Raw genomic sequence first — 20,790 nt, 5'->3', positions numbered from 1 at the left:
ACAGCACACAGCCGCGTTTCTGCGGCCCGATAGGCTGGCCCGATGCGTCCCGCTCTGTCCGACTACCAGCATCTGGCCAGCGGCAAGGTCCGTGAGTTGTACCGCGTCGACGACGGGCACCTGCTCTTCGTCGCCACGGACCGGATCTCGGCCTACGACCACATCCTAAAATCCGAGATCCCCGACAAGGGCCGCGTGCTGACCGCGATGAGCGTGTTCTTCTTCGACTACCTGAGCCGGGTCGCCGAGGTGCCCAACCACCTGGCAGGCCCGCCCGACGACGAGCGCATCCCCGAAGAGGTGCTCGGCCGCGCGTTGGTGGTCGAACAACTGGAGATGCTCCCGGTGGAAGCGGTGGCCCGCGGCTACCTGACCGGCTCGGGACTGCTCGACTACCAGGAGACCGGGGCGGTCTGCGGCATACCGCTGCCGCCGGGCCTGGTGGAGGCCAGCAAGTTCGCCGAGCCGCTGTTCACCCCGGCCACCAAGGCCGACCTCGGTGAGCACGACGTGAACATCACCTTCGACGACGTCGTCGCTCTGATCGGGGCCGAGCGCGCCGACGAACTGCGCGAGCGCACGCTGCGGACCTACAGCCAGGGCGCCGCGCATGCGCTGACCAAGGGCATCATCGTCGCCGACACCAAGTTCGAGTTCGGCGTCGACGCCCGGGGGGAGCTCAAGCTCGCCGACGAGGTGTTCACGCCGGACTCGTCGCGCTACTGGCGCGCCGACGACTACACCGAGGGACACGTGCAGAACAGCTTCGACAAGCAGTTCGTGCGCAACTGGCTCACCGGGCCGGACTCCGGTTGGGACCGCCGCGGCGATGAAGCCCCGCCGCCGCTCCCGCCCGACATCGTCGACGCCACCAGGGCACGCTACATCGAAGCCTACGAACGTATTTCGGGTCTTCGGTTCGACGACTGGATCGGCGGCCGCGCATGACTTCAAGCCCGACGACAGGCCCCGCGGCGCCGGTGGCCAAGCGGATCGACACCGTTCGCGAACACCACGGTGACGTGTTCGTCGACCCGTACGAATGGCTGCGGGACAAGTCCAGCCAGGAGGTGATCGACTACCTCGAAGCCGAGAACGCCTTCACCGAACACGTGACCGAGGACCTCGCGCCGCTGCGGCAGAGCATCTTCGACGAGATCAAGGCCCGCACCAAGGAGACCGACCTGTCGGTGCCGACCCGCCGCGGCGACTGGTGGTACTACGGGCGCAGCTTCCAGGGCAAGCAGTACGGAGTGCAATGCCGTTGCCCTGTCACAGATCCCGACGACTGGACGCCGCCGGTGTTCGACGAGAACACCGAGATCCCCGGCGAACAGGTCCTGCTCGACGAGAACGTCGAGGCCGAGGGGCACGACTTCTTCTCCCTCGGTGCGGCCACCGTCAGCATCGACGGACACATCCTGGCCTACTCCGTGGACGTCAAGGGTGACGAGCGGTACACGCTGCGATTCAAGGATCTGCGCACCGGCGAGCGCTACGAGGACGAGATCGTCGGCATCGGCGCCGGCGCCACCTGGGCCGCCGACAACAGCACCGTCTACTACGTGACCGTCGACGACGCCTGGCGGCCCGACACGGTGTGGCGTCACCGGCTGGGTTCGGGGCTGCCCGCCGAGCGGGTCTTCCACGAACCCGACGAACGGTTCTGGGTCGCGGCGGGCCGCACCCGCAGCAACAAGTACGTGATCATCGCGGCGGGCAGCGCGGTCACCTCCGAACTGCGCTACGCCGACGCCGCCGATCCGCAGGCCGAGTTCACCACCGTGTGGCCGCGCCGCGAATCCGTCGAGTACTCGGTCGACCATGCCGTCGTCGGCGGCGAAGACCGGTTCCTGATCCTGCACAACGACGGCGCCGAGAACTTCACCCTCGTCGAAGCGCCGGTCACCGATCCGACCGACGTGCACACCCTGATCGAACACCGGGCCGACGTCCGACTCGACGCCGTGGACGCGTTCGGCGAACACCTCGTGGTCAGCTACCGCAAGGACGCGCTGCCGCGCATCCAGCTGTGGCCGATCGGGGCCGCCGGATACGGTGAGGCCCAAGACATCACGTTCGACTCCGAACTGATGTCGGTCGGGCTCTCGGCCAACCCGAACTGGAGCGCGCCCAAGATGCGGATCGGCGCGACCTCGTTCGTCACCCCGGTGCGCATCTACGATCTCGACCTCGCCACCGGCGAGCGCACGCTGCTGCGGGAACAGCCCGTACTGGGCGACTACCGTCCCGAGGATTACGTCGAGCGCCGGGACTGGGCGGTGGCCCCCGACGGCGCACGGGTGCCCATCTCGATCATCCACCGGGCCGGCCTCAAACACCCGGCGCCGGTGCTGCTCTACGGCTACGGAGCCTACGAGTCCTGTGAGGACCCGCGGTTCTCCATCGCGCGGCTGTCGCTGCTCGACCGCGGGATGATCTTCGCGGTGGCCCACGTCCGCGGCGGCGGTGAGCTGGGACGGCCGTGGTACGAGCACGGGAAGCTGCTGGAGAAGCGCAACACCTTCACCGACTTCATCGCCGTGGCAAGCCATCTCGTCGGCACCGACGTGACCACACCGGAGCGCATGGTGGCCTACGGCGGCAGCGCGGGCGGGCTGCTGATGGGCGCGGTCGCCAACATGGCGCCCGACCTGTTCGCCGGCATCCTGGCCGCGGTACCGTTCGTCGACCCGCTGACCACCATCCTGGACCCGTCACTGCCGCTGACGGTGACCGAATGGGACGAATGGGGCAACCCGCTGGAGGACCCCGAGGTCTACCGCTACATGAAGTCCTACTCGCCGTACGAGAACGTCGAGCCGAAACGCTACCCGGCGATCCTGGCGATGACCTCGCTCAACGACACCAGGGTGTACTACGTCGAACCCGCCAAATGGGTTGCCGCGCTGCGCCACGCGCAGCAGGACCCGGCCCGTGACTCGGACCGGGTGCTGCTCAAGACCGAGATGAACGCCGGGCACGGCGGGATCAGCGGACGCTATGAGCGGTGGAAGGAGACCGCGTTCCAGTACGCCTGGATCTTGGACGTCGCCGGCGCCAGATGACCCGCGGCTCCTACCACCACGGCGACCTGAAGGCCGTCATCCTCGCCCAGGCCGCCGCGCTGGTCGCCGAACGCGGCGCCGACGGCGTCTCGTTGCGCGAGTTGGCCCGCACCGCAGGCGTTTCCCACGCCGCCCCGGCGCACCACTTCACCGACCGGCGCGGCCTGTTCACCGCACTGGCCACGCAGGGGTGGCAGATGCTGGCCGCCGCGCTGGACCAGGCCCGGCCGGAATTCCTCGACGCGGCACGGGCTTACGTGGGCTTCGCGGTGCAGCATCCCGGCCACTTCGAGGTGATGTTCGACCGTTCGCTGATCGATCCGCACAATGCGGAGTTGATCGCCGCGCAGGCGGCCGCAGGCGCCGAGCTGGCGTCCGGGGTCGGCACGCTCGACGATCCGCGCGCCGGTGAGGATCCGCACGCCGCCGAGCTGGCCGCATGGTCACTGGCGCACGGCTTCGCGATGCTGTGGCTCAACAAGGCGATCGCCACCGACGCCGACCCGGTCGCCACCGCCGAACGGGTGGCGCGGATGCTGTTCACCCCGAACCGGCCTGCCGAGGCCACCGGCGAGTAGCGTCGGCGCCATGACTGACGCTGCGATCACCGACATCCCGCTCACCACCCTGGACGGCCTGCCCACCACGCTCGCGGAGTTGACCGACGGCGCCGCGCTGGTGGTCAACGTCGCCTCCAAATGCGGTCTGACACCGCAATACACCGCGCTCGAACAGCTCGCGAAGGATTACCGCGAGCGCGGACTCACGGTGATCGGCGTGCCCTGCAACCAGTTCATGGGACAGGAGCCCGGCACCGCCGAGGAGATTCAGGCGTTCTGCTCGACGACCTACGGCGTCACGTTCCCGCTGCTGGAGAAGACCGACGTCAACGGCCCCGGCAGGCATCCGCTGTACGCCGAGCTGACCCGAGCCGCCGACGAGGACGGCGAGGCCGGCGACGTGCAGTGGAACTTCGAGAAGTTCCTGCTCGCCCCCGGCGGCGCGGTCATCAGACGCTTCCGCCCCCGCACCGCCCCGGACGCCCCCGAGGTGATCTCGGCCATCGAGGACGTCTTGCCCCGCTAGCCGAAGCGACACCTGGGCGCGCGGTGTCGGCCACCTCCAGGACATGTCGCCTTGCGACACTTCGGTCGTGGCAGGACAACTGATCGTGTCCATCTCCGGGATCAGAGACCGGACCCTCGGCGATGTCGCCATGTTCTGCGATGCACTCGACGACCGTGGCGTGCCGGTGTCGTTGCTGGTGTCACCGCGTCTCAAGGGCGGGTACCGGCTGGACCGGGACACGGGCACCGTGGACTGGCTGATCGACCGGCGCAGGCACGGCGACGCCGTCGTGCTGCACGGATTCGACGAGGCCGCCACCACAGCGCGCCGAGGTGAGTTCGCCACGCTGCCCGCGCACGAGGCGAACCTGCGGCTGATGGCCGCGGACAGGATCATGGAGCATCTGGACCTGCGCACCCGGATCTTCGCCGCTCCCGGCTGGAACGTCTCCCCGGGCGCGGTCAAGGCGCTGCCCCGCAACGGGTTCCGCGTCCTGGCTGGGCTGGCGGGCATCACCGACCTGGTCGATGGGCGCACCGTGCGCGCGCGGGTGCTCGGCATCGGCGGGGGCTTCCTCGCCGAACCGTGGTGGTGCCGCACGCTGGTGCTGGCCGCCGAACGCACGGCGCGCCGCGGCGGGACGGTGCGGCTGGCGGTGTCGGCCCGGCAGCTGAGCCGCCCGGGTCCCCGGCAGACGGTGCTCGACGCCGTCGAACTGGCGATGCTGCACTCGTGCGCGCCCACGGTCTACCGGTGGCGGCCCGGACCTGCGCTGACCTCGGCCGCCTAGGACCCTCGGCTGACTACATTGGCCTCATGGCTGATGTCATCGTGGTGGGCGCCGGGCTGGCAGGTCTGGTCGCAGCGTGCGAGCTGGCCGAGCGCGGCCGAAGCGTGGTGATCGTCGACCAGGAGAACGAGGCCAACGTCGGCGGTCAGGCGTTCTGGTCGTTCGGCGGGCTGTTCTTCGTCGACAGCCCCGAGCAGCGGCGCATGGGCATCCGGGACAGTCACGAGCTCGCGCTGCAGGACTGGCTGGGTTCGGCCGGGTTCGACCGGCCCGAGGACCACTGGCCACGGCAGTGGGCCCACGCCTACGTCGACTTCGCCGCGGGCGAAAAGCGCAGCTGGCTGCGCGACCGCGGCCTGCAGACCTTCGCGCTGGTCGGCTGGGCCGAACGCGGCGGGTACGGGGCCAACGGGCACGGCAACTCGGTGCCGCGCTTCCACATCACCTGGGGCACCGGGCCCGCGCTGGTCGACATCTTCGCGCGGCGGCTGACCGGGGCCCCGCGGGTGCGCTTCGTCCACCGGCACCGGGTGGACGAGCTGATCGTCGAGGACGGGGCGGTGGTCGGGGTGCGCGGCGCCGTCCTGGAACCGTCCACGGCGGTGCGGGGTGCGCCGTCCTCCCGCGAGGTCGTCGGCGACTTCGAGATGCGGGCGCAGGCGGTGATCGTGGCCAGCGGCGGTATCGGGGGCAACCACGACCTGGTGCGCAAGTACTGGCCCACGCGGATGGGACGGGTGCCCGAACAACTGCTCAGCGGGGTGCCCGCGCACGTCGACGGCCGCATGCTGCAGATCTCGGAGAGCGCAGGCGCCAGCGTCGTCAACAAAGACCGGATGTGGCACTACACCGAAGGCATCACCAACTACGACCCGATCTGGCCGCGGCACGGCATCCGGATCCTGCCCGGGCCGTCGTCGCTGTGGCTGGACGCGCACGGCAAACGGCTGCCGGTGCCGCTGTACCCGGGGTTCGACACGCTCGGCACGCTGGAGTACATCGCCCAGACCGGCCAGGACTACACCTGGTTCGTGCTGAACTCCCGCATCATCGCCAAGGAGTTCGGGCTGTCCGGCGAGGAACAGAACCCCGACCTGACCAACCGCAGCATCCGTGCGGTGCTCGAACGCGGGCTCAAGGGGCCCGCCCCGGTGCACGCGTTCGTGGACAAGGGCGTCGACTTCGTCACCGCGCCGACGCTGCGCGCGCTCGTCACCGAGATGAACGCGGTGCCCAACGTCGTGCCGCTGGACTTCGACGTGGTCGAAGCCGAGGTCACCGCGCGCGACCGGGAGGTGAGCAACCGGTTCACCAAGGACGGCCAGATCACCGCGATCCGGGGCGCGCGGGCTTACCTGCCGGACAGACTCAGCCGGGTGGTGGCCCCGCACCGTTTGACCGACCCGAAGGCCGGGCCCATGATCGCGGTCAAGCTGCACATCTTGACGCGAAAGTCGTTGGGCGGCTTGCAGACCGACTTGGACTCGCGGGTGCTGCGCGGCGACGGCTCGGTGCTGCCGGGTCTGTACGCCGCCGGGGAGGCCGCGGGATTCGGCGGCGGCGGCGTGCACGGCTACCGATCGCTGGAGGGCACCTTCCTCGGCGGGTGCGTGTTCTCCGGCCGTGCCGCGGGCCGCGCTGCCGCGAGGGACGTCGCCTGACCGGCGTATCCGGCGCGAAACGCGACACCTAGGGTGCTCGAGCGCGCCGGATTCACGCTCAGAACCGGGTGGCGCTCTCCTGTTCGAGCACCTGGAAGTCGGTGTCGGTCATTTCCGACAGCCGGCCGTAGAAGATGGGCCTGCCGATCGGGTCGATGATCGCCTGGTGGATCGGCACGGCATGGGTGGGCGCCACTGCGCGCAGGTAGTCGACGGCCTCGGAGATCTTCAACCACGGCGCCGCGGCCGGGGTGGCCAGCACGTCCACCGGTTCGTCGGGAACGAACAGCGCATCGCCGGGATGCATGAACCTGGCCGGGTGCTCGCCGTCGCCGACGAGATACGAAATGTTGTCGATGACAGGGATTTCCGGATGGATGACGGCGTGGACGCCACCGGCGCCGCGCACCGTGAGATGGCCGATCGACAGCTCGTCGCCGACGTTGACCGCCTGCCAGCGGCCACCGAGTTGTTGCGCCGTCTGCGGATCGGCATACAGCGCGGCCTGCGGATTGGCCTCGAGGAGCGCGGGCAGGCGCGCAGTATCGACGTGGTCGGGATGCTGGTGGGTGATCAGGATCGCGTCCAGACCGGTGATGCCCTCGAACCCGTGCGAGAAGTTGCCCGGATCGAACAGCACCGTGGTCTGCCCGGCAGCGCCGTCGAAGCTCGCCAGTAGGCAGGAATGGCCGAAATGTGTGAGCTGCATCCCTATATTGTGCGCTCAGGGTTCAGGGGGGTGCAGGTGTACGCACGTGTGGTGATGGCGCTGGCGGTCGCGGTGTTCGGGGTTGCCGTGACGCCCGGGATCGCGCGTCCGGTCCCGGGCGTGTGCCCGCCGGTCTGCGACGCGATCCCCGACGTGGCGTGGATCGAGTCCGGCGCGGTGCCGCTGCACCCGGTGTACCGCTGGCCCGGGATGGCCCGCCTCGCGGTGGCGGTGACCGCGCCGCGGTTCGAGTTCGAGTCCTGGTGCGCGAGCCCCGCACGCGTCGACGACCCGCGCGACTACGTCGTGGCCGCCCGGTCCCGGATCGCCAACGCGCCGGGGCATTGGAACCTGCACGTCCAGGTGCTGCACTGGCGCGGCGACGTCGTCACCGGTGGGCGGACCGCCCTGCAGACGCTGGAGTGGGCGCGGATGTCACTGGCGTCGTGCCACCTGACCGCGCCGAAGGTGTCGCCGTCGCTGACCACCAACGACGCCATGCAGCTGGTCAGTGTCATCAGCGACGCCGGCCGCCGCGTCATGCGGACCTATCTGGTCGCCGACCCGGCCAGTAGTTCCCTGGTCGAGCTCACGTTGTGGACGACGCTGCCCGCCGCGGTCGAGTGGCGCGGGGTGGCGTCGGACACACAGGTGCTCGACGCGATGGCGTTCCCGCTGTGTGCGGCATATCTGGGCTCATGCCGGTGAAGCGGTGCCGGTGTCGCCGCAGGTAGAGTGACGCCGTGGCAAAAGTGGTGGTGAACGTCATGCCGAAGACGGAGATCCTGGATCCGCAGGGACAGGCGATCGTCGGGGCGCTGGGCCGGCTCGGGTTCGAGGGCATCTCAGATGTGCGGCAGGGCAAGCGTTTCGAGCTGGAGATCGACGGTGACATCGACGACGCGAAGCTCGCCGAGATCGCCGAATCGCTGCTCGCCAATACCGTGATCGAGGACTGGACCGTGACCCGGGAAGACCGGGCATGACCGCCAAGGTGGGGGTGATCACCTTCCCGGGCACGCTCGACGACATCGACGCCGCCCGGGCGGTCCGGCTCGCCGGCGCCGAACCGGTGAGCCTCTGGCACGCCGACGCCGACCTCAAGGGTGTCGACGCGGTCGTCGTCCCCGGCGGCTTCTCCTACGGCGACTATCTGCGCGCCGGCGCCATCGCCAAGTTCGCGCCGGTGATGGGCGAGGTGGTCGAGGCCGCCGGCCGTGGCATGCCCGTGCTGGGCATCTGCAATGGCTTCCAGGTGCTGTGCGAGGCAGGTCTGCTGCCCGGTGCGCTGACCCGCAACGCCGGCCTGCACTTCATCTGCCGCGACACCTGGCTGGAGGTCGCGTCCAACACCAGCGCGTGGACCAGCCGCTACGAGCTGGGCGCCGACCTGCTGGTCCCGCTGAAGTCCGGGGAAGGCCGCTACGTCGCGAGCGAGAACGTGCTCGACGAACTGGAGGGTGACGGCCGGGTGGTGTTCCGCTACCGCGAGAACCTCAACGGCTCGATGCGGGGCATCGCAGGCATCAGCTCGGCCAACGGTCGCGTCGTCGGCCTGATGCCGCATCCCGAGCACGCCACCGAGGCGCTGACCGGTCCGTCCGACGACGGCCTGGGCATCTTCTACTCCGCACTGGACGCAGTTCTGGTGTCCTGACACGTACGCTCGCGGCAAGGGGGGCAGGTGCTCAGGCGCTGAGCGCGACGGCGGCCTCCGCGGTGTAGCACAGGAACGTCAGCGTCTCCTGAAGGTACAGCTGCACGGTCTCGGCGTCGTGCGACAGATAGCCGATGCAGACATCGGTGCCCAGCTGTAGGTCGAAATCCCCACCACGGGTGGACAACACGAAGGCGCCATCGATGGCGGGGGCCCAGATGATGTCTCCGTCGACCAGTCGGCTCAGGTGTTCCCGGATCGGATAACCGTGGGCGGTGGTCTCGCTGACCTTGGTGTAGACCTCGGCCGACAACAGCACGCTGTACGGTCCGTCGACGCCGGCCAGTCGCAGCTCCGACAGGGCCTGGCTGATCACGTCGGGGATGTCGCGGGGGTCCTCGGGCAGCGCCAGATTGGGGCACGAGCTGGAATTGCGGATACCGCGGATCTGCGCTTCCTGGTAACCCTCGAAGATCGCCCGATCCTCGGCGTACGCCAGCTTCTTAGCGGCCGCCTTGACCGGATCCCAGTCCGAGTCCTGCGATCCGCGCTCGACGTCGTCGATGTCGATCCGGTTGACGGTGAACGGAACCCGCAGCCGGACCAGCGGCTGGCTGGCGCGCAGGTGGGCGACAACGCCGTCGCCGGGGGCCGCCACGTCGAGCAGATGGCCGGTGCTCACTCCCGCGGTCACCGGACCGCCCGGCTCACTGACGTCGACGACGCGACGGCCCGCGATGTTCCGCTTGAACGTCCGGGTGGCCTCCTCCTCGATCTGCGCCCACGCGGCATCGGTGACCGGTGCCAGTTCCCGGTACAGGTTGTTCATTGCGGTTGTCCTTTCAGACTGCCGATCGCCAGTGATCCCGCATATCCGCCGCGTTCCTCAGCGGCGGGTTGCGCGGTCTCCGTCGCCGAATCAGGAAGCGGGGGAGGGTCGTTCAGAAAATCTGTGATCGGGGTGAAGAACATCGAACCGGTTACGGCCTTCGAGAAGTCCAGGATGCGGTCGGTGTTGCCGGGCGGGTCGCCGATGAACATGTTGCGCAGCATCCGCTCGGTGACCGCGGGGGTGCGCGAGTAGCCGATGAAGTAGGTGCCGAACTCGCCCGTCCCCACCTCACCGAACGGCATGTTGTGCCGCACGATCTTGAGTTCGGTGCCGTCCTCGTCCTCGACGACATTGAGCGCGACATGGGAGTTGGCCGGCTTGACCGCGTCGTCGAGTTCGATGTCGTCGAGTTTGGTGCGGCCGATCACCCGCTCCTGCTCCTCGGTCGACAGCGCGTTCCACGAGTCCATCAGGTGCAGGTACTTCTGCACGTGGACGTAGCAGCCCCCGGCGAAGTCGGGATCCTCGTCCCCGATCCGGGTGGCGCTGTCGGCCAGCGGCCCGTCCGGGTTCTCGGTGCCGTCGACGAAGCCCAGCAGGTCACGGTTGTCGAAGAACCGGAAGCCGTGGGTCTCGTCGACGACGGTGATCACCCCCATCGCGGCGACCAGTCTGGTCGCCAACTCGAAGCACACGTCCATCGTCTCGGCACGGATGTGGAACAGCAGGTCGCCCGGCGTCGACGGCGCGTGGTGGCGGTCGCCGTCGAGTTCGGCGAACGGGTGCAACTCGACCGGCCGGGGTCCGGAGAACAGCCGGTCCCAGGCCTGCGAGCCGATCGAGGTCACCACCGACAGCCGCTTGGCGGGATCGCGAAAGCCGACCGCACGCACCAGCCCGGCGATGTCCCCGAGCGCGTCGTGCACCGTCTGCTCGCCGCCGTCGTCGATCGTGGCCACCAGGAAGATCGCCGCCGGGGTCAGCGGCGCGAGCACCGGCTGGGGCAGTGGGGCGGGCACGGTTCGACCCTAAATCAAGATCGGGGGCGCCGATCGGCGAAGATGAAAAGATGCCTGCTAGCCCCCAGGGTCTGTGCGAGTTCATCGACGCCTCACCGTCGCCGTTCCACGTCTGCCGCACCGCCGCGGACCGTCTGCTCGCCGCCGGTTTCACCGAGCTCTCCGAGAGCGATCCGTGGCCGGGCGCCGGCGAGTTCTTCACCGTGCGCGCCGGATCGTTGATCGCCTGGCGGACAGGCGAGGACGACCGCGCGCTCCCGTTTCGGATCGTCGGTGCCCACACCGACAGCCCCAACCTGCGGGTCAAGCAGCACCCCGACCGGTTCGTCTCCGGCTGGCAGGTCGTCGCGCTGCAGCCGTACGGCGGCGCCTGGCTGAACTCGTGGCTGGACCGCGACCTCGGGATCAGCGGGCGGCTGTCGGTGCGGGAGGGCAACACGATCCGGCACACGCTGGTCCGGGTGGACGAGCCGATCCTGCGGGTCCCGCAGCTGGCCATCCACCTGTCCGAGGACCGCAAGGGCGTCGAGCTCAACCCGCAGCGGCACGTCAACGCGGTGTGGGGGGTCGGTGACCGATCCCGCTCGTTCCTGGGGTTCGTGGCCGACGAGACCGGGGTCGACGAGGACGACGTGCTGGGCTTCGACCTGATGACCCACGACCTGACCCCGTCGCGGCTGGTCGGCGCCGACGACGCGCTGGTGAGTGCGCCACGTCTGGACAACTTGGCCACCTGCTACGCCGGGCTGGAGGCGTTCCTGGCGGCCGATCCCGGCTGCGGTGTGGTGCCGGTGCTGGTGCTCTTCGATCACGAGGAGGTCGGCTCGCAGTCCGACCACGGCGCCCAGTCGGAGCTGCTGCTGACGGTGCTGGAGCGCATCACGCTGGCCGCGGGCGGAAGCCGCGAGGACTTCCTGCGACGGCTGCCGACCTCGATGGTGGCGTCGGGGGACATGGCGCACGCGACCCACCCGAACTATCCGGAACGGCACGAGCCCGGCCATCTGATCGAGGTCAACGCCGGCCCGGTGCTCAAGGTGCAGCCCAACCTGCGCTACGCCACCGACGGGCGGACGGCCGCGGCGTTCGCGCTGGCGTGTGCGCAGGCCGGGGTGAACCTGCAACGCTACGAACACCGCGCCGACCTGCCGTGCGGGTCGACCATCGGTCCGATGACCGCGGCCAACACCGGCATCCCCACCGTTGACGTCGGCGCCGCGCAGCTGGCGATGCATTCGGCGCGTGAGGTGATGGGCGCCGCCGATGTGGCCGATTATTCGGCGGCATTGCAGGCGTTCTTGTCACCGGCCTGATTTAGGGTCGGGCGCATGTCGCTGAAGATTGAGATGGTCACTTTCGACTGTGTGGATCCCGACGCGCTCGCCGACTGGTGGGCCGAGGCGGTGGGTGGAGAAGTGAACGCCGTCGCGCCCGGTGAGTTCGTCATGGTGGTGCGCGACGGTGAACCCAACCTCGGGTTCCAGCGGGTACCCGACCCGACCCCCGGGAAGAACAAGGTGCACCTGGACTTCCACGCCGAGGACCGCGAATCCGAGGTGGCGCGACTGGTCGGACTGGGTGCGCGCGAGACGGACCGGAACAACTTCGGCCCCGAGTTCGAATGGGTGGTGCTGGCCGACCCGGAGGGCAACGCCTTCTGTGTGGCCTGAGTCGCACCGGCGCCCTGGCTAGACTGGCGCGGTGACGTCTGGGTTGACCCAAGAGGTAGACACCGTCGAGCGGGCTGCCGCCACTCCCGACCAGCCCCAACCCTTCCGGGAACTGGGGCTCAAGGACGACGAGTACGAGCGGATCCGCGAAATCCTCGGCCGGCGTCCGACCGACGCCGAGCTGGCGATGTACTCGGTGATGTGGAGCGAGCACTGCTCCTACAAGTCCTCGAAGGTGCACCTGCGCTACTTCGGTGAGACCACCACCGAGAAGATGCGCGAGACCATGCTCGCCGGTATCGGTGAGAACGCCGGCGTCGTCGACATCGGCGACGGATGGGCGGCCACCTTCAAGGTCGAGTCCCACAACCACCCGTCCTACATCGAGCCCTATCAGGGCGCGGCGACCGGCGTCGGCGGCATCGTGCGCGACATCATGGCGATGGGCGCCCGGCCGGTCGCAGTGATGGACCAGCTGCGCTTCGGCGCCGCGGACGCACCCGACACCCGCCGCGTCCTCGACGGCGTGGTGCGCGGTGTCGGCGGCTACGGCAACTCGCTCGGCCTGCCCAACATCGGCGGCGAGACGGTGTTCGACGCCAGCTACGCGGGCAACCCGCTGGTGAACGCGCTGTGCGTCGGCGTGCTGCGCAAAGAGGACCTGAAGCTGGCCTTCGCCTCCGGCGCGGGCAACAAGATCATCCTGTTCGGCGCCCGCACCGGCCTCGACGGCATCGGCGGCGTCTCGGTGCTGGCGTCGGAGACGTTCGGGGGCGACGAGGCGGGCGGACACGAAGCCGAAGGCGGAGCTGGACCATCGAGAAGTGCGGGCCGCAAGAAGCTGCCGTCGGTCCAGGTCGGCGACCCATTCACCGAGAAGGTGCTCATCGAGTGCTGCCTGGAGCTCTACGCCGCTGATCTCGTGGTCGGTATCCAGGACCTCGGTGGTGCCGGATTGTCGTGCGCCACTTCTGAACTCGCCTCCGCCGGCGACGGCGGCATGAAGGTCGAACTGGACCAGGTGCCGCTGCGGGCGGCGAACATGACCCCCGCCGAGATCCTGTCCAGCGAGTCGCAGGAGCGGATGTGCGCGGTCGTCACGCCGGACAACGTCGATGCGTTCATGGAGGTCTGCCGCAAGTGGGATGTGCTTGCCACCGTCATCGGTGAGGTCACCGACAGCGGCCGTCTGGAGATCACCTGGCACGGCCAGACCGTCGTCGACGTGCCGCCGCGCACCGTGGCCCACGAAGGCCCCGTGTACGAGCGGCCCGTGCAGCGTCCGGACAGCCAGGACGCGCTCGTCGCCGACACCTCGGCGTCGCTGAAGCGCCCGTCGACGGGTGAGGAACTACGTGCGACGCTGCTGGAGCTGCTCGGAAGCCCGCACCTGTGCAGCCGCGCGTTCATCACCGAGCAGTACGACCGCTACGTGCGCGGCAACACGGTGCTGGCCGAGCACGCCGACGGCGGCGTGCTGCGCGTCGACGAGCAGACCGGTCGCGGCATCGCGATCTCCACCGACGCCTCCGGGCGCTACACCGCGCTCGACCCCTACACCGGGGCACAGCTCGCGCTGGCCGAGGCCTACCGCAACGTCGCGGTCACCGGCGCCACCCCGGTGGCGGTGACCAACTGCCTGAACTTCGGCTCGCCCGAGGATCCCGGCGTGATGTGGCAGTTCTCCCAGGCTGTCCGCGGACTCGCCGATGGCGCTGCCGCCCTTGGCATTCCGGTGACGGGAGGCAACGTCAGCTTCTACAACCAGACGGGCAGCACCGCGATCCTGCCGACCCCGGTCGTCGGTGTGCTCGGCGTGATCGACGACGTGAAGCGGCGTATCCCCACCGGTTTCGGCAACGAACCGGGGGAGACGCTGATCCTGCTGGGCGACACCCGGGACGAGTTCGACGGGTCGATCTGGGCGCAGGTCACCGCCGGTCATCTCGGTGGCGTGCCGCCCAAGGTCGACCTGGAGCGGGAACGCCTGCTGGCCGAGGTGCTCACCGCCGGCTCGCGGGACGGGCTGATCTCGGCGGCGCACGACCTCTCCGAGGGCGGTCTCATCCAGGCCGTGGTGGAGGCGTCGCTGGCCGGCGAAACCGGTTGCCGCATCGTCCTTCCCGCCGACAGCGACCCGTTCGTGCTGCTGTTCTCCGAATCCGCGGGCCGGGCGCTCGTCGCGGTGCCGCGCACCGAGGAGAGCCGGTTCGTCGCGATGTGCGAGGCCCGCGGCCTGCCGGCCACCCGTATCGGTGTCGTGGACGCGGGTCCGGACGGCAGCGAACCCACCGTCGAGGTGCAGGGTCAGTTCACGGTGACACTCGGCGAATTGCGGCGCACGTCGGAGGGCGTGCTGCCCGGGTTGTTCGGGTGACGGGTAGCGACACCGAGAAAAACCCCGCATACCTGTGGGCGTGGCGCCTGCTACGCCTCGATTTCACCGGCATCGCGTTCAGCGCGCTGTTCTTCTGCCTGTCGCTGACGCCGTCCCTGCTGCCCCGGGACTGGCTGTTCCAGGGGCTGATCGGCGGCCTCAACGCCGCCATCGGTTACGGCATCGGCGTGTTCCTCGCCAGGATGGTCCGTCGCTTCCTGCTGGCGGGCCGGGAATGGTGGCCGCCTCCGAGGCGGCTGGCCGCCGTGCTCAAGGTTGTGACGGTCACCGCGTCGGTCGGCGCCTGCGTGCTGATGGTGATCCCCGCCGCGGCCTGGCAGCGGCAGGTGTCGGCCCTGATGGGCATCGAGGGGCCGGCGACGTCGAGCTACCTGCGCACGCTCGCCCTCGCCGCCGTCGTCGGCGGTCTCTGCGTGGCGGGGGCCCGCGTGGTGCTGGACCTCATCAGGACGATGGCCCGGTACCTGATCCGGCGCTGGCGGCTGTCCGACGAGATCGCGCTGTTCATCGGCACCGCGGTGGTGGTGGTGCTGGTGATCACGTTGGTCAACGGCGTGCTGGTGCGTGGCTTCCTCGCCGGCGCCAACTGGGTGTTCCAGCCGCAGAACCTCACCACCGCAGACGGTGTGCTGCAGCCTGACCGCCCTGAAAGATCAGGCAGCCCAGAGTCTTTCGCCGACTGGGACACCCTCGGGCACCAAGGGCGCAGTTTCGTCGCCGGTGGTCTCCGCGCCGACGAGCTCACCCGCATCAACGGCAGGGCCGCCCGGGAGCCGATCCGGGTCTACGTCGGCCTGCAGACCGCCGACACCGACGAAGCGCGGATGGCGGTACTGCTCAGCGAATTGGAGCGCACCCGCGCATTCGACCGCCAGGTCCTGGTGATCGCACCGACCACCGGTACCGGGTGGATCAACCCGATCGCCTCGAAGTCGCTGGAGATGATGTACAACGGCGACACCGCGATCGTCGGGTCGCAGTATTCCTATCTGCCGAGCTGGATTTCGTTCCTCGGCGATCAGCAGAAGTCGATGCGATCGGGCCGGTCGATGATCGACGCCGTACGTGACCGGTGGGCCGAGTTGCCGCCCGACCGTCGCCCGCGGCTGCTGCTCTACGGCGAGAGCCTGGGCTCGATGGCCGGGCAGGGCGCCTTCGACTGGCTGCCCGACATCTCCCGCAAGGGGTTCTCCTCGGTGCTGTGGGTCGGCCCACCCAACGCCAGCCCGTTGTGGCGCGGCATCACCGAGCGCCGCGACCCCGGAACCCCCGAGGTCGAACCGCGCTACGACAACGGGCGCACGGTGCGCTTCTCGCAGGGCAACGACGCCGAGCAGATCGCCGCCGACGCCGCGGCCCCGTGGGACGGCACCCGGGTGCTGTTCCTGCAGCATCCGTCCGACCCGATCGTGTGGTGGTCGGAGGATCTGCTGTTCACCCGGCCCGACTGGCTTTCCGAACCACCGGGGCGGGACCGCACCGCGTCGATGCGCTGGTACCCGATCGTCACCTTCTGGCAGGTCGCCGCCGACATGACCAACGCCGTGTCGGTGCCGGGCGGCCACGGCCACAACTACGGCGACTTCATCGTCGACGGCTGGGCGGCGGTCGCGGCCCCGCCAGGGTGGACCAGGGCGGACACCGAGAGGATCCGGATCGCGCTGGAGGAAACGGAAACCGAGAGCGGCGACGCCTGATGGCCGACCGGCTGCGCGCGACGGCGCTGGCCGCTGTGGTGCTCGCCTGGAGCGCGGTCAAACTGCGTATCCCGCCGCGGTGGAACCCGTTGCCGCAGGCGGTGTTCGGCACCGCGATGGCCCTGCTGGCCCGCCCTCTGCTGGGATTGCGGCCACCCACGCTGTGGGCGGGTCTGCGGTGGGGCGGCGCGGCTGCGGTGCCCGTGCTGGCGAGCGTCGCCGCCGCGACGGCGATCCCGGCGGTGCGCGACGCGATGGCCGCAGGAGCGCGGCCGCCGGACGCCGGCCGCTGGCTGTTGTTGCGCATCCCCGTCGGCACGGTGTGGGCCGAGGAAGCCGCCTACCGCGCGGCGGCAGGCACCGCCGCTGAGCGGGCCTTCGGGGTCCGCGTCGGGCGGCTCGTCGCGGCGGCGACGTTCGGCCTGTCCCACATCCCCGACGCGCGAAGCTCCGGAACTCCGGTCGTCGGCACGGTGCTGGTCACCGGCGCCGCCGGGTGGCTTTTCTCGTGGCTCTACGACGAGTCCGGCAGCCTGGCCGCACCGATGATCGCCCACCTCGCCGTCAACGAGGCCGGGGCGGTCGCCGCGCTGGCCGTCAGCCGCCGTCGACGTTCCGGACGTGGGCGACGAGCTGGTGCGGCTCGGTCTTCTGGTCGTCGATCCCGAAGCTGATCACCCGACGCGGGGTGATGCGGATGACGGCGCCATCCAGCGGCTCCCCGTTGGGTTCGCGCGGGGGCTCGTCCAGCAGCACCTGTTCGGCGGTGCCCCGGATCTCCAGGCAGCGGACCCGCCACGGATCCCTTGACGGGATGTCGTCGACGACGAAGGCCACCTTGTTGTTCTGCGCGATGTTGCGGAACTTGCGGCTGCGCGACATCTGATAGCCGGCGATGTCGATGGTGCCCAGCCGGTCGTTGAAGGTGAAGCCCACGGGGCTGTTCTGGGGCGTGCCGTCCGGCTGGATGGTGGCCAGTCTGCCCACGTCGGCCTGCTCCATGAACTCGATTTCGAATGTGGTGAAGGTCATGCCGCCCAACGTAAAACCTCAACAGGCATTGAGGTCAAGACATTACCGGTCAGAGGCGAGGTAGCCCGCGCCGCAGCGGAGGGATTCGTTGCGGCACCGGTCGTTCCGGCGAGTCGGGGGCGTGTGCGCATCGCCGACCGTGATTTGAGACCCTTGGCTGATGGCCGCCCGCCGCAACGCCGACCCGGCGAAGACCCGCGCCGCGGTGGCCGCCGTGGCGCAGTGGCTGCGCGACGACCGCGCGACCCCGGACCGGGCGCGGATCGCCGAGGCGGTCCGGACGACCGCTCGCACGCTGGCCGCTGTCGCGCCGGGATCGTCGGTGGAAGTGCGCATCCCGCCGTTCGTCGCCGTCCAGTGCATCGCCGGCCCCACGCACACCCGCGGCAATCCGCCGAACGTGATCGAGACCGACCCCCGCACCTGGCTGCTGCTGGCGACCGGGCTGTTGTCGGTCGCGGACGCCGCCGCGGCCGGGGCGCTGCAGATGTCGGGATCGCGGGCAGCCGAGATAGCCGCCGCACTGCCCGTGGTCACCATTGCCGCCGACGGAATGTGAGCCCGCGAATCTTCGTTGTTCCCTTGACCACACCGTCGCCGGGATTCCGCTTTTCGCGGAACAGCACCGTAGACTGACGACGTCACCCACAGCCCCAGGGAGCAGCCTGATCGTGACCGCCGACCAGCTTGAGAACGATCCGAAGGAAGAGTGCGGAGTATTCGGGGTCTGGGCGCCCGGCGAGGAAGTGGCAAAGCTCACTTACTACGGTCTGTACGCGCTGCAACACAGAGGGCAGGAGGCGGCTGGCATCGCGGTCGCCGACGGCTCGCAGGTGCTGGTGTTCAAGGATCTCGGCCTGGTCAGCCAGGTGTTCGACGAGCAGACCCTCGCCGCCATGCAGGGCCACGTCGCCGTCGGGCACTGCCGCTACTCCACCACCGGCTCCACCACGTGGGAGAACGCGCAGCCGGTGTTCCGCAACACCGCCGCCGGCACCGGGGTCGCCCTGGGCCACAACGGCAATCTGGTCAACACCGCCGAACTCGCCGCCCGCGCCCGTGACGAGGGTTTGCTGAGCAACCGCGGCGCGGCGACGGCCACCACCGACTCCGACATCCTGGGCGCGTTGCTCGCCCACGGCGCGGCGGACTCCTCGCTCGAACAGGCTGCGCTGGAACTGCTGCCCACCGTGCGCGGTGCCTTCTGCCTGACCTTCATGGATGAGAACACGCTGTACGCCGCGCGTGACCCGTACGGTGTGCGGCCGCTGTCCCTCGGCCGGCTGGACCGCGGCTGGGTGGTCGCCTCCGAGACCGCCGCACTGGACATCGTCGGCGCATCGTTCGTCCGCGACATCGAACCCGGTGAGCTGCTCGCCATCGACGCCGACGGCGTGCGCTCCACCCGGTTCGCCCCGCCCTCACCCAAGGGGTGTGTCTTCGAGTACGTCTACCTGGCCCGCCCGGACAGCACGATCGGCGGCCGGTCGGTGCACGCCACCCGTGTCGACATCGGCCGCAGGCTGGCGCTGGAGAAGCCGGTCGACGCCGACCTGGTGATCGGCGTCCCCGAATCGGGCACCCCGGCCGCGGTCGGGTACGCCCAGGGGTCCGGTATCCCGTTCGGCCAGGGCCTGATGAAGAACGCCTACGTCGGCCGCACCTTCATCCAGCCGTCGCAGACCATCCGGCAGCTCGGTATCCGGCTCAAGCTAAACCCGCTCAAAGAGGTGATCCGCGGCAAGCGGCTGATCGTCGTCGACGATTCGATCGTCCGCGGCAACACCCAGCGCGCGTTGATCAGGATGCTGCGGGAAGCCGGCGCGCTGGAGGTGCATGTCCGGATCGCGTCGCCTCCGGTCAAGTGGCCGTGCTTCTACGGCATCGACTTCGCCACCCCGGCCGAGCTGATCGCCAACGCCTCCAACGCCGAGGCCGACGAGGACGAGATGCTCGACGCCGTCCGGCACGCGATCGGCGCCGATTCGCTCGGCTACATCTCGCAGCAGGGCATGATCGCCGCCACCGAGCAGCCCGCGTCGCGGTTGTGCTCAGCGTGCTTCGACGGCAACTATCCGATCGAGCTGCCCGGTGAGACCGCGCTGGGCAAGAACGTCATCGAGCACATGCTGGAGACCGCCGCCCGCACGGGGATTCCGCTGAAGTCTGTCAACGACAACGACAACGCCTCCGCGCTGAGAAGGCCCTAAGTCCCAGCCGCCGGGCTGAACCTCACCAAGTGCCGCCGGCCGCCCTTGGCGGCGGTGCCGTCCTGCTGCAACGCCTGGCTGACCGCGTCCCGATAGCCCGTCAGACCGTCCGGTGGCGGCGGGATCACCGTGTCGATGTCGTGTTCGTGGATCACGGCGTCGCACTCCAACGACTCGACCAGCGGCCGTGCCAGCCCCGACGGAATCGGCGTCACCAGACTCACCCAGCGGCTCGCCAGCGTCGGGGTCAGCCACGGCAACACCAGGAACCTCCGCGGGTGCAACCCGGCGATGTCGGCGTAGACCTGCATCGCATCGCCGTACTCGAGTACGTCCGGCCCGCCGACATCCCACGTCCGCGATTCCGGCACCGCCGCGGTCGCGGCCTCGACCAGGTAATGCAGCGCGTCGTCGATGGAGATCGGCTGGATCTGGTTGTGCACCCACTTCGGCGTCGTCATCACCGGCAGCCGGTCGGTCAGGTGGCGGATCATCTCGAACGACGCGGACCCCGAGCCGATCACGATGCCTGCCTGCAGCACCACGGTCTCGACACCGGAGTCGATGAGGATGTCACCGACCTCGGTGCGCGACGCGAGGTGGCGGGACAGTTCGACGCCGTCGGGATGGAGACCGCTCAGGTACACCACCCGCCCGACGCCGGCCCTCTTCGCGGCGTCGACCACGTTGCGTGCGGACTGCGCTTCCTCGGCGACGAAATCCTTCGAGGTGCCCATCGAGTGCACCAGGTAGTAGACGACGTCGGTGTCCTCGAACGCCGCCACCAGCGATTCCGGGTCCGTCAGGTCACCGCGCACCACCTCGGCACGGACCCGCCATTCGGCACGGTCCAGCTTCGCCGGCGTGCGGGCCATCGCCCGCACGGCGTGGCCGCGGTCGAGGAGGGCGGGCACCAGGCGGCCACCGATGTAACCGGTCGCGCCCGTGACAACGCAACGGACATGCTCAGCGGGCATGG

The 20,790-nt window shown here is 69.5% G+C and carries 21 protein-coding genes; 16 read left to right on the top strand and 5 right to left on the bottom strand.

Features of this window, described 5'->3' with window-relative positions; translation table 11 throughout:
- Positions 1-42: 42 nt before the first annotated feature.
- From C6A87_RS24165 to C6A87_RS24140, 6 genes are all read left to right on the top strand, one after another.
- On the top strand, positions 43-948 hold the full coding sequence (locus C6A87_RS24165) for a phosphoribosylaminoimidazolesuccinocarboxamide synthase (RefSeq protein ID WP_311114554.1): 906 nt from the start codon (positions 43-45) through the stop codon (positions 946-948).
- Positions 945-3,068 (top strand): S9 family peptidase, encoded by a 2,124-nt coding sequence (locus tag C6A87_RS24160; protein ID WP_311114553.1) that lies wholly within the window; start codon positions 945-947, stop codon positions 3,066-3,068. The genes C6A87_RS24165 and C6A87_RS24160 overlap by 4 nt, the downstream gene beginning before the upstream one ends.
- Positions 3,065-3,646, top strand: coding sequence for a TetR/AcrR family transcriptional regulator (locus C6A87_RS24155; RefSeq protein WP_311114552.1), 582 nt, complete (start codon positions 3,065-3,067; stop codon positions 3,644-3,646). The genes C6A87_RS24160 and C6A87_RS24155 overlap by 4 nt, the downstream gene beginning before the upstream one ends.
- Before the next feature lie 10 nt (positions 3,647-3,656).
- Entirely contained in the window at positions 3,657-4,154 is a 498-nt protein-coding gene (locus tag C6A87_RS24150; protein ID WP_311114551.1) for a glutathione peroxidase, read from the top strand.
- Between the two features lie 67 nt (positions 4,155-4,221).
- Positions 4,222-4,926: a DUF2334 domain-containing protein gene (locus C6A87_RS24145; RefSeq protein ID WP_311114550.1), complete on the top strand. Its 705-nt coding sequence runs from the start codon at positions 4,222-4,224 to the stop codon at positions 4,924-4,926.
- A 26-nt stretch (positions 4,927-4,952) separates the two neighbouring features.
- On the top strand, positions 4,953-6,587 hold the full coding sequence (locus C6A87_RS24140; RefSeq protein ID WP_311114549.1) for an FAD-binding dehydrogenase: 1,635 nt from the start codon (positions 4,953-4,955) through the stop codon (positions 6,585-6,587).
- 58 nt (positions 6,588-6,645) lie between these two features.
- Here the strand turns inward: C6A87_RS24140 and C6A87_RS24135 are convergent, their stop codons facing one another.
- Positions 6,646-7,296 (bottom strand): MBL fold metallo-hydrolase, encoded by a 651-nt coding sequence (locus tag C6A87_RS24135; RefSeq protein ID WP_311114548.1) that lies wholly within the window; start codon positions 7,294-7,296, stop codon positions 6,646-6,648.
- A 36-nt stretch (positions 7,297-7,332) separates the two neighbouring features.
- Here C6A87_RS24135 and C6A87_RS24130 point away from each other — a divergent pair, with 36 nt between their 5' ends.
- Genes C6A87_RS24130 through purQ form a run of 3 tightly spaced genes read left to right on the top strand, consistent with a single transcriptional unit; the run spans position 7,333 to position 8,953 of the window.
- The gene (locus tag C6A87_RS24130) at positions 7,333-8,004 is read left to right on the top strand and encodes an ATPase (protein WP_311114547.1); all 672 of its coding nucleotides are present in this window, start codon (positions 7,333-7,335) and stop codon (positions 8,002-8,004) included.
- A 35-nt stretch (positions 8,005-8,039) separates the two neighbouring features.
- Positions 8,040-8,282 (top strand): phosphoribosylformylglycinamidine synthase subunit PurS, encoded by a 243-nt coding sequence (gene purS / locus C6A87_RS24125; protein ID WP_311114546.1) that lies wholly within the window; start codon positions 8,040-8,042, stop codon positions 8,280-8,282.
- On the top strand, positions 8,279-8,953 hold the full coding sequence (gene purQ, locus C6A87_RS24120; protein ID WP_311114545.1) for a phosphoribosylformylglycinamidine synthase subunit PurQ: 675 nt from the start codon (positions 8,279-8,281) through the stop codon (positions 8,951-8,953). Before purS ends, purQ begins: the two co-directional genes overlap by 4 nt.
- Before the next feature lie 31 nt (positions 8,954-8,984).
- On the opposite strand, the gene C6A87_RS24115 is transcribed toward purQ, so the two are convergent.
- Together C6A87_RS24115 and C6A87_RS24110 are read right to left on the bottom strand one after the other, a co-directional pair.
- Complete coding sequence (locus C6A87_RS24115) at positions 8,985-9,782, bottom strand: family 1 encapsulin nanocompartment shell protein (RefSeq protein ID WP_311114544.1); 798 nt, start codon at positions 9,780-9,782, stop codon at positions 8,985-8,987.
- Positions 9,779-10,804: a Dyp-type peroxidase gene (locus tag C6A87_RS24110; protein WP_311114543.1), complete on the bottom strand. Its 1,026-nt coding sequence runs from the start codon at positions 10,802-10,804 to the stop codon at positions 9,779-9,781. The genes C6A87_RS24115 and C6A87_RS24110 overlap by 4 nt, the downstream gene beginning before the upstream one ends.
- A 50-nt stretch (positions 10,805-10,854) precedes the next feature.
- On the opposite strand from C6A87_RS24110, the gene C6A87_RS24105 reads away from it, so the two are divergent.
- Genes C6A87_RS24105 through C6A87_RS24085 form a run of 5 tightly spaced genes read left to right on the top strand, consistent with a single transcriptional unit; the run spans position 10,855 to position 17,243 of the window.
- A complete protein-coding gene (locus C6A87_RS24105) occupies positions 10,855-12,117 on the top strand; it encodes a M18 family aminopeptidase (protein ID WP_311114542.1) in 1,263 nt (420 codons plus the stop codon).
- 15 nt (positions 12,118-12,132) lie between these two features.
- Positions 12,133-12,474 carry a VOC family protein gene (locus C6A87_RS24100; RefSeq protein ID WP_311114541.1) on the top strand — a complete coding sequence of 114 codons (342 nt, stop codon included), beginning with the start codon at positions 12,133-12,135 and terminating at the stop codon, positions 12,472-12,474.
- 43 nt (positions 12,475-12,517) lie between these two features.
- Positions 12,518-14,851, top strand: coding sequence for a phosphoribosylformylglycinamidine synthase subunit PurL (gene purL / locus C6A87_RS24095; protein WP_311118066.1), 2,334 nt, complete (start codon positions 12,518-12,520; stop codon positions 14,849-14,851).
- Positions 14,848-16,569: an alpha/beta hydrolase gene (locus C6A87_RS24090; RefSeq protein ID WP_311114540.1), complete on the top strand. Its 1,722-nt coding sequence runs from the start codon at positions 14,848-14,850 to the stop codon at positions 16,567-16,569. Before purL ends, C6A87_RS24090 begins: the two co-directional genes overlap by 4 nt.
- Complete coding sequence (locus C6A87_RS24085) at positions 16,569-17,243, top strand: CPBP family intramembrane glutamic endopeptidase (RefSeq protein ID WP_311114539.1); 675 nt, start codon at positions 16,569-16,571, stop codon at positions 17,241-17,243. Before C6A87_RS24090 ends, C6A87_RS24085 begins: the two co-directional genes overlap by 1 nt.
- Here the strand turns inward: C6A87_RS24085 and C6A87_RS24080 are convergent.
- Positions 17,167-17,601 (bottom strand): PPOX class F420-dependent oxidoreductase, encoded by a 435-nt coding sequence (locus C6A87_RS24080; protein WP_311114538.1) that lies wholly within the window; start codon positions 17,599-17,601, stop codon positions 17,167-17,169. The genes C6A87_RS24085 and C6A87_RS24080 overlap by 77 nt on opposite strands.
- Positions 17,602-17,761: 160 nt before the next feature.
- Here C6A87_RS24080 and C6A87_RS24075 point away from each other — a divergent pair, with 160 nt between their 5' ends.
- Together C6A87_RS24075 and purF are read left to right on the top strand one after the other, a co-directional pair.
- A complete protein-coding gene (locus C6A87_RS24075) occupies positions 17,762-18,160 on the top strand; it encodes a sterol carrier family protein (protein ID WP_311114537.1) in 399 nt (132 codons plus the stop codon).
- Positions 18,161-18,272: 112 nt separating this feature from the next.
- Positions 18,273-19,811 (top strand): amidophosphoribosyltransferase, encoded by a 1,539-nt coding sequence (purF, locus tag C6A87_RS24070; RefSeq protein ID WP_311114536.1) that lies wholly within the window; start codon positions 18,273-18,275, stop codon positions 19,809-19,811.
- Here purF and C6A87_RS24065 read toward each other — a convergent pair.
- Positions 19,808-20,788 (bottom strand): NAD(P)H-binding protein, encoded by a 981-nt coding sequence (locus C6A87_RS24065; RefSeq protein WP_311114535.1) that lies wholly within the window; start codon positions 20,786-20,788, stop codon positions 19,808-19,810. The two genes, purF and C6A87_RS24065, sit on opposite strands and share 4 nt — an antisense overlap.
- Positions 20,789-20,790 lie beyond the last annotated feature (2 nt).

Source organism: Mycobacterium sp. ITM-2016-00317, from assembly GCF_002968295.1.
Taxonomy (GTDB): Bacteria; Actinomycetota; Actinomycetes; order Mycobacteriales; family Mycobacteriaceae; genus Mycobacterium.
Note: the sequence above shows the minus strand (reverse complement) of the source record. Positions and strands in the feature narration are given on the sequence as shown.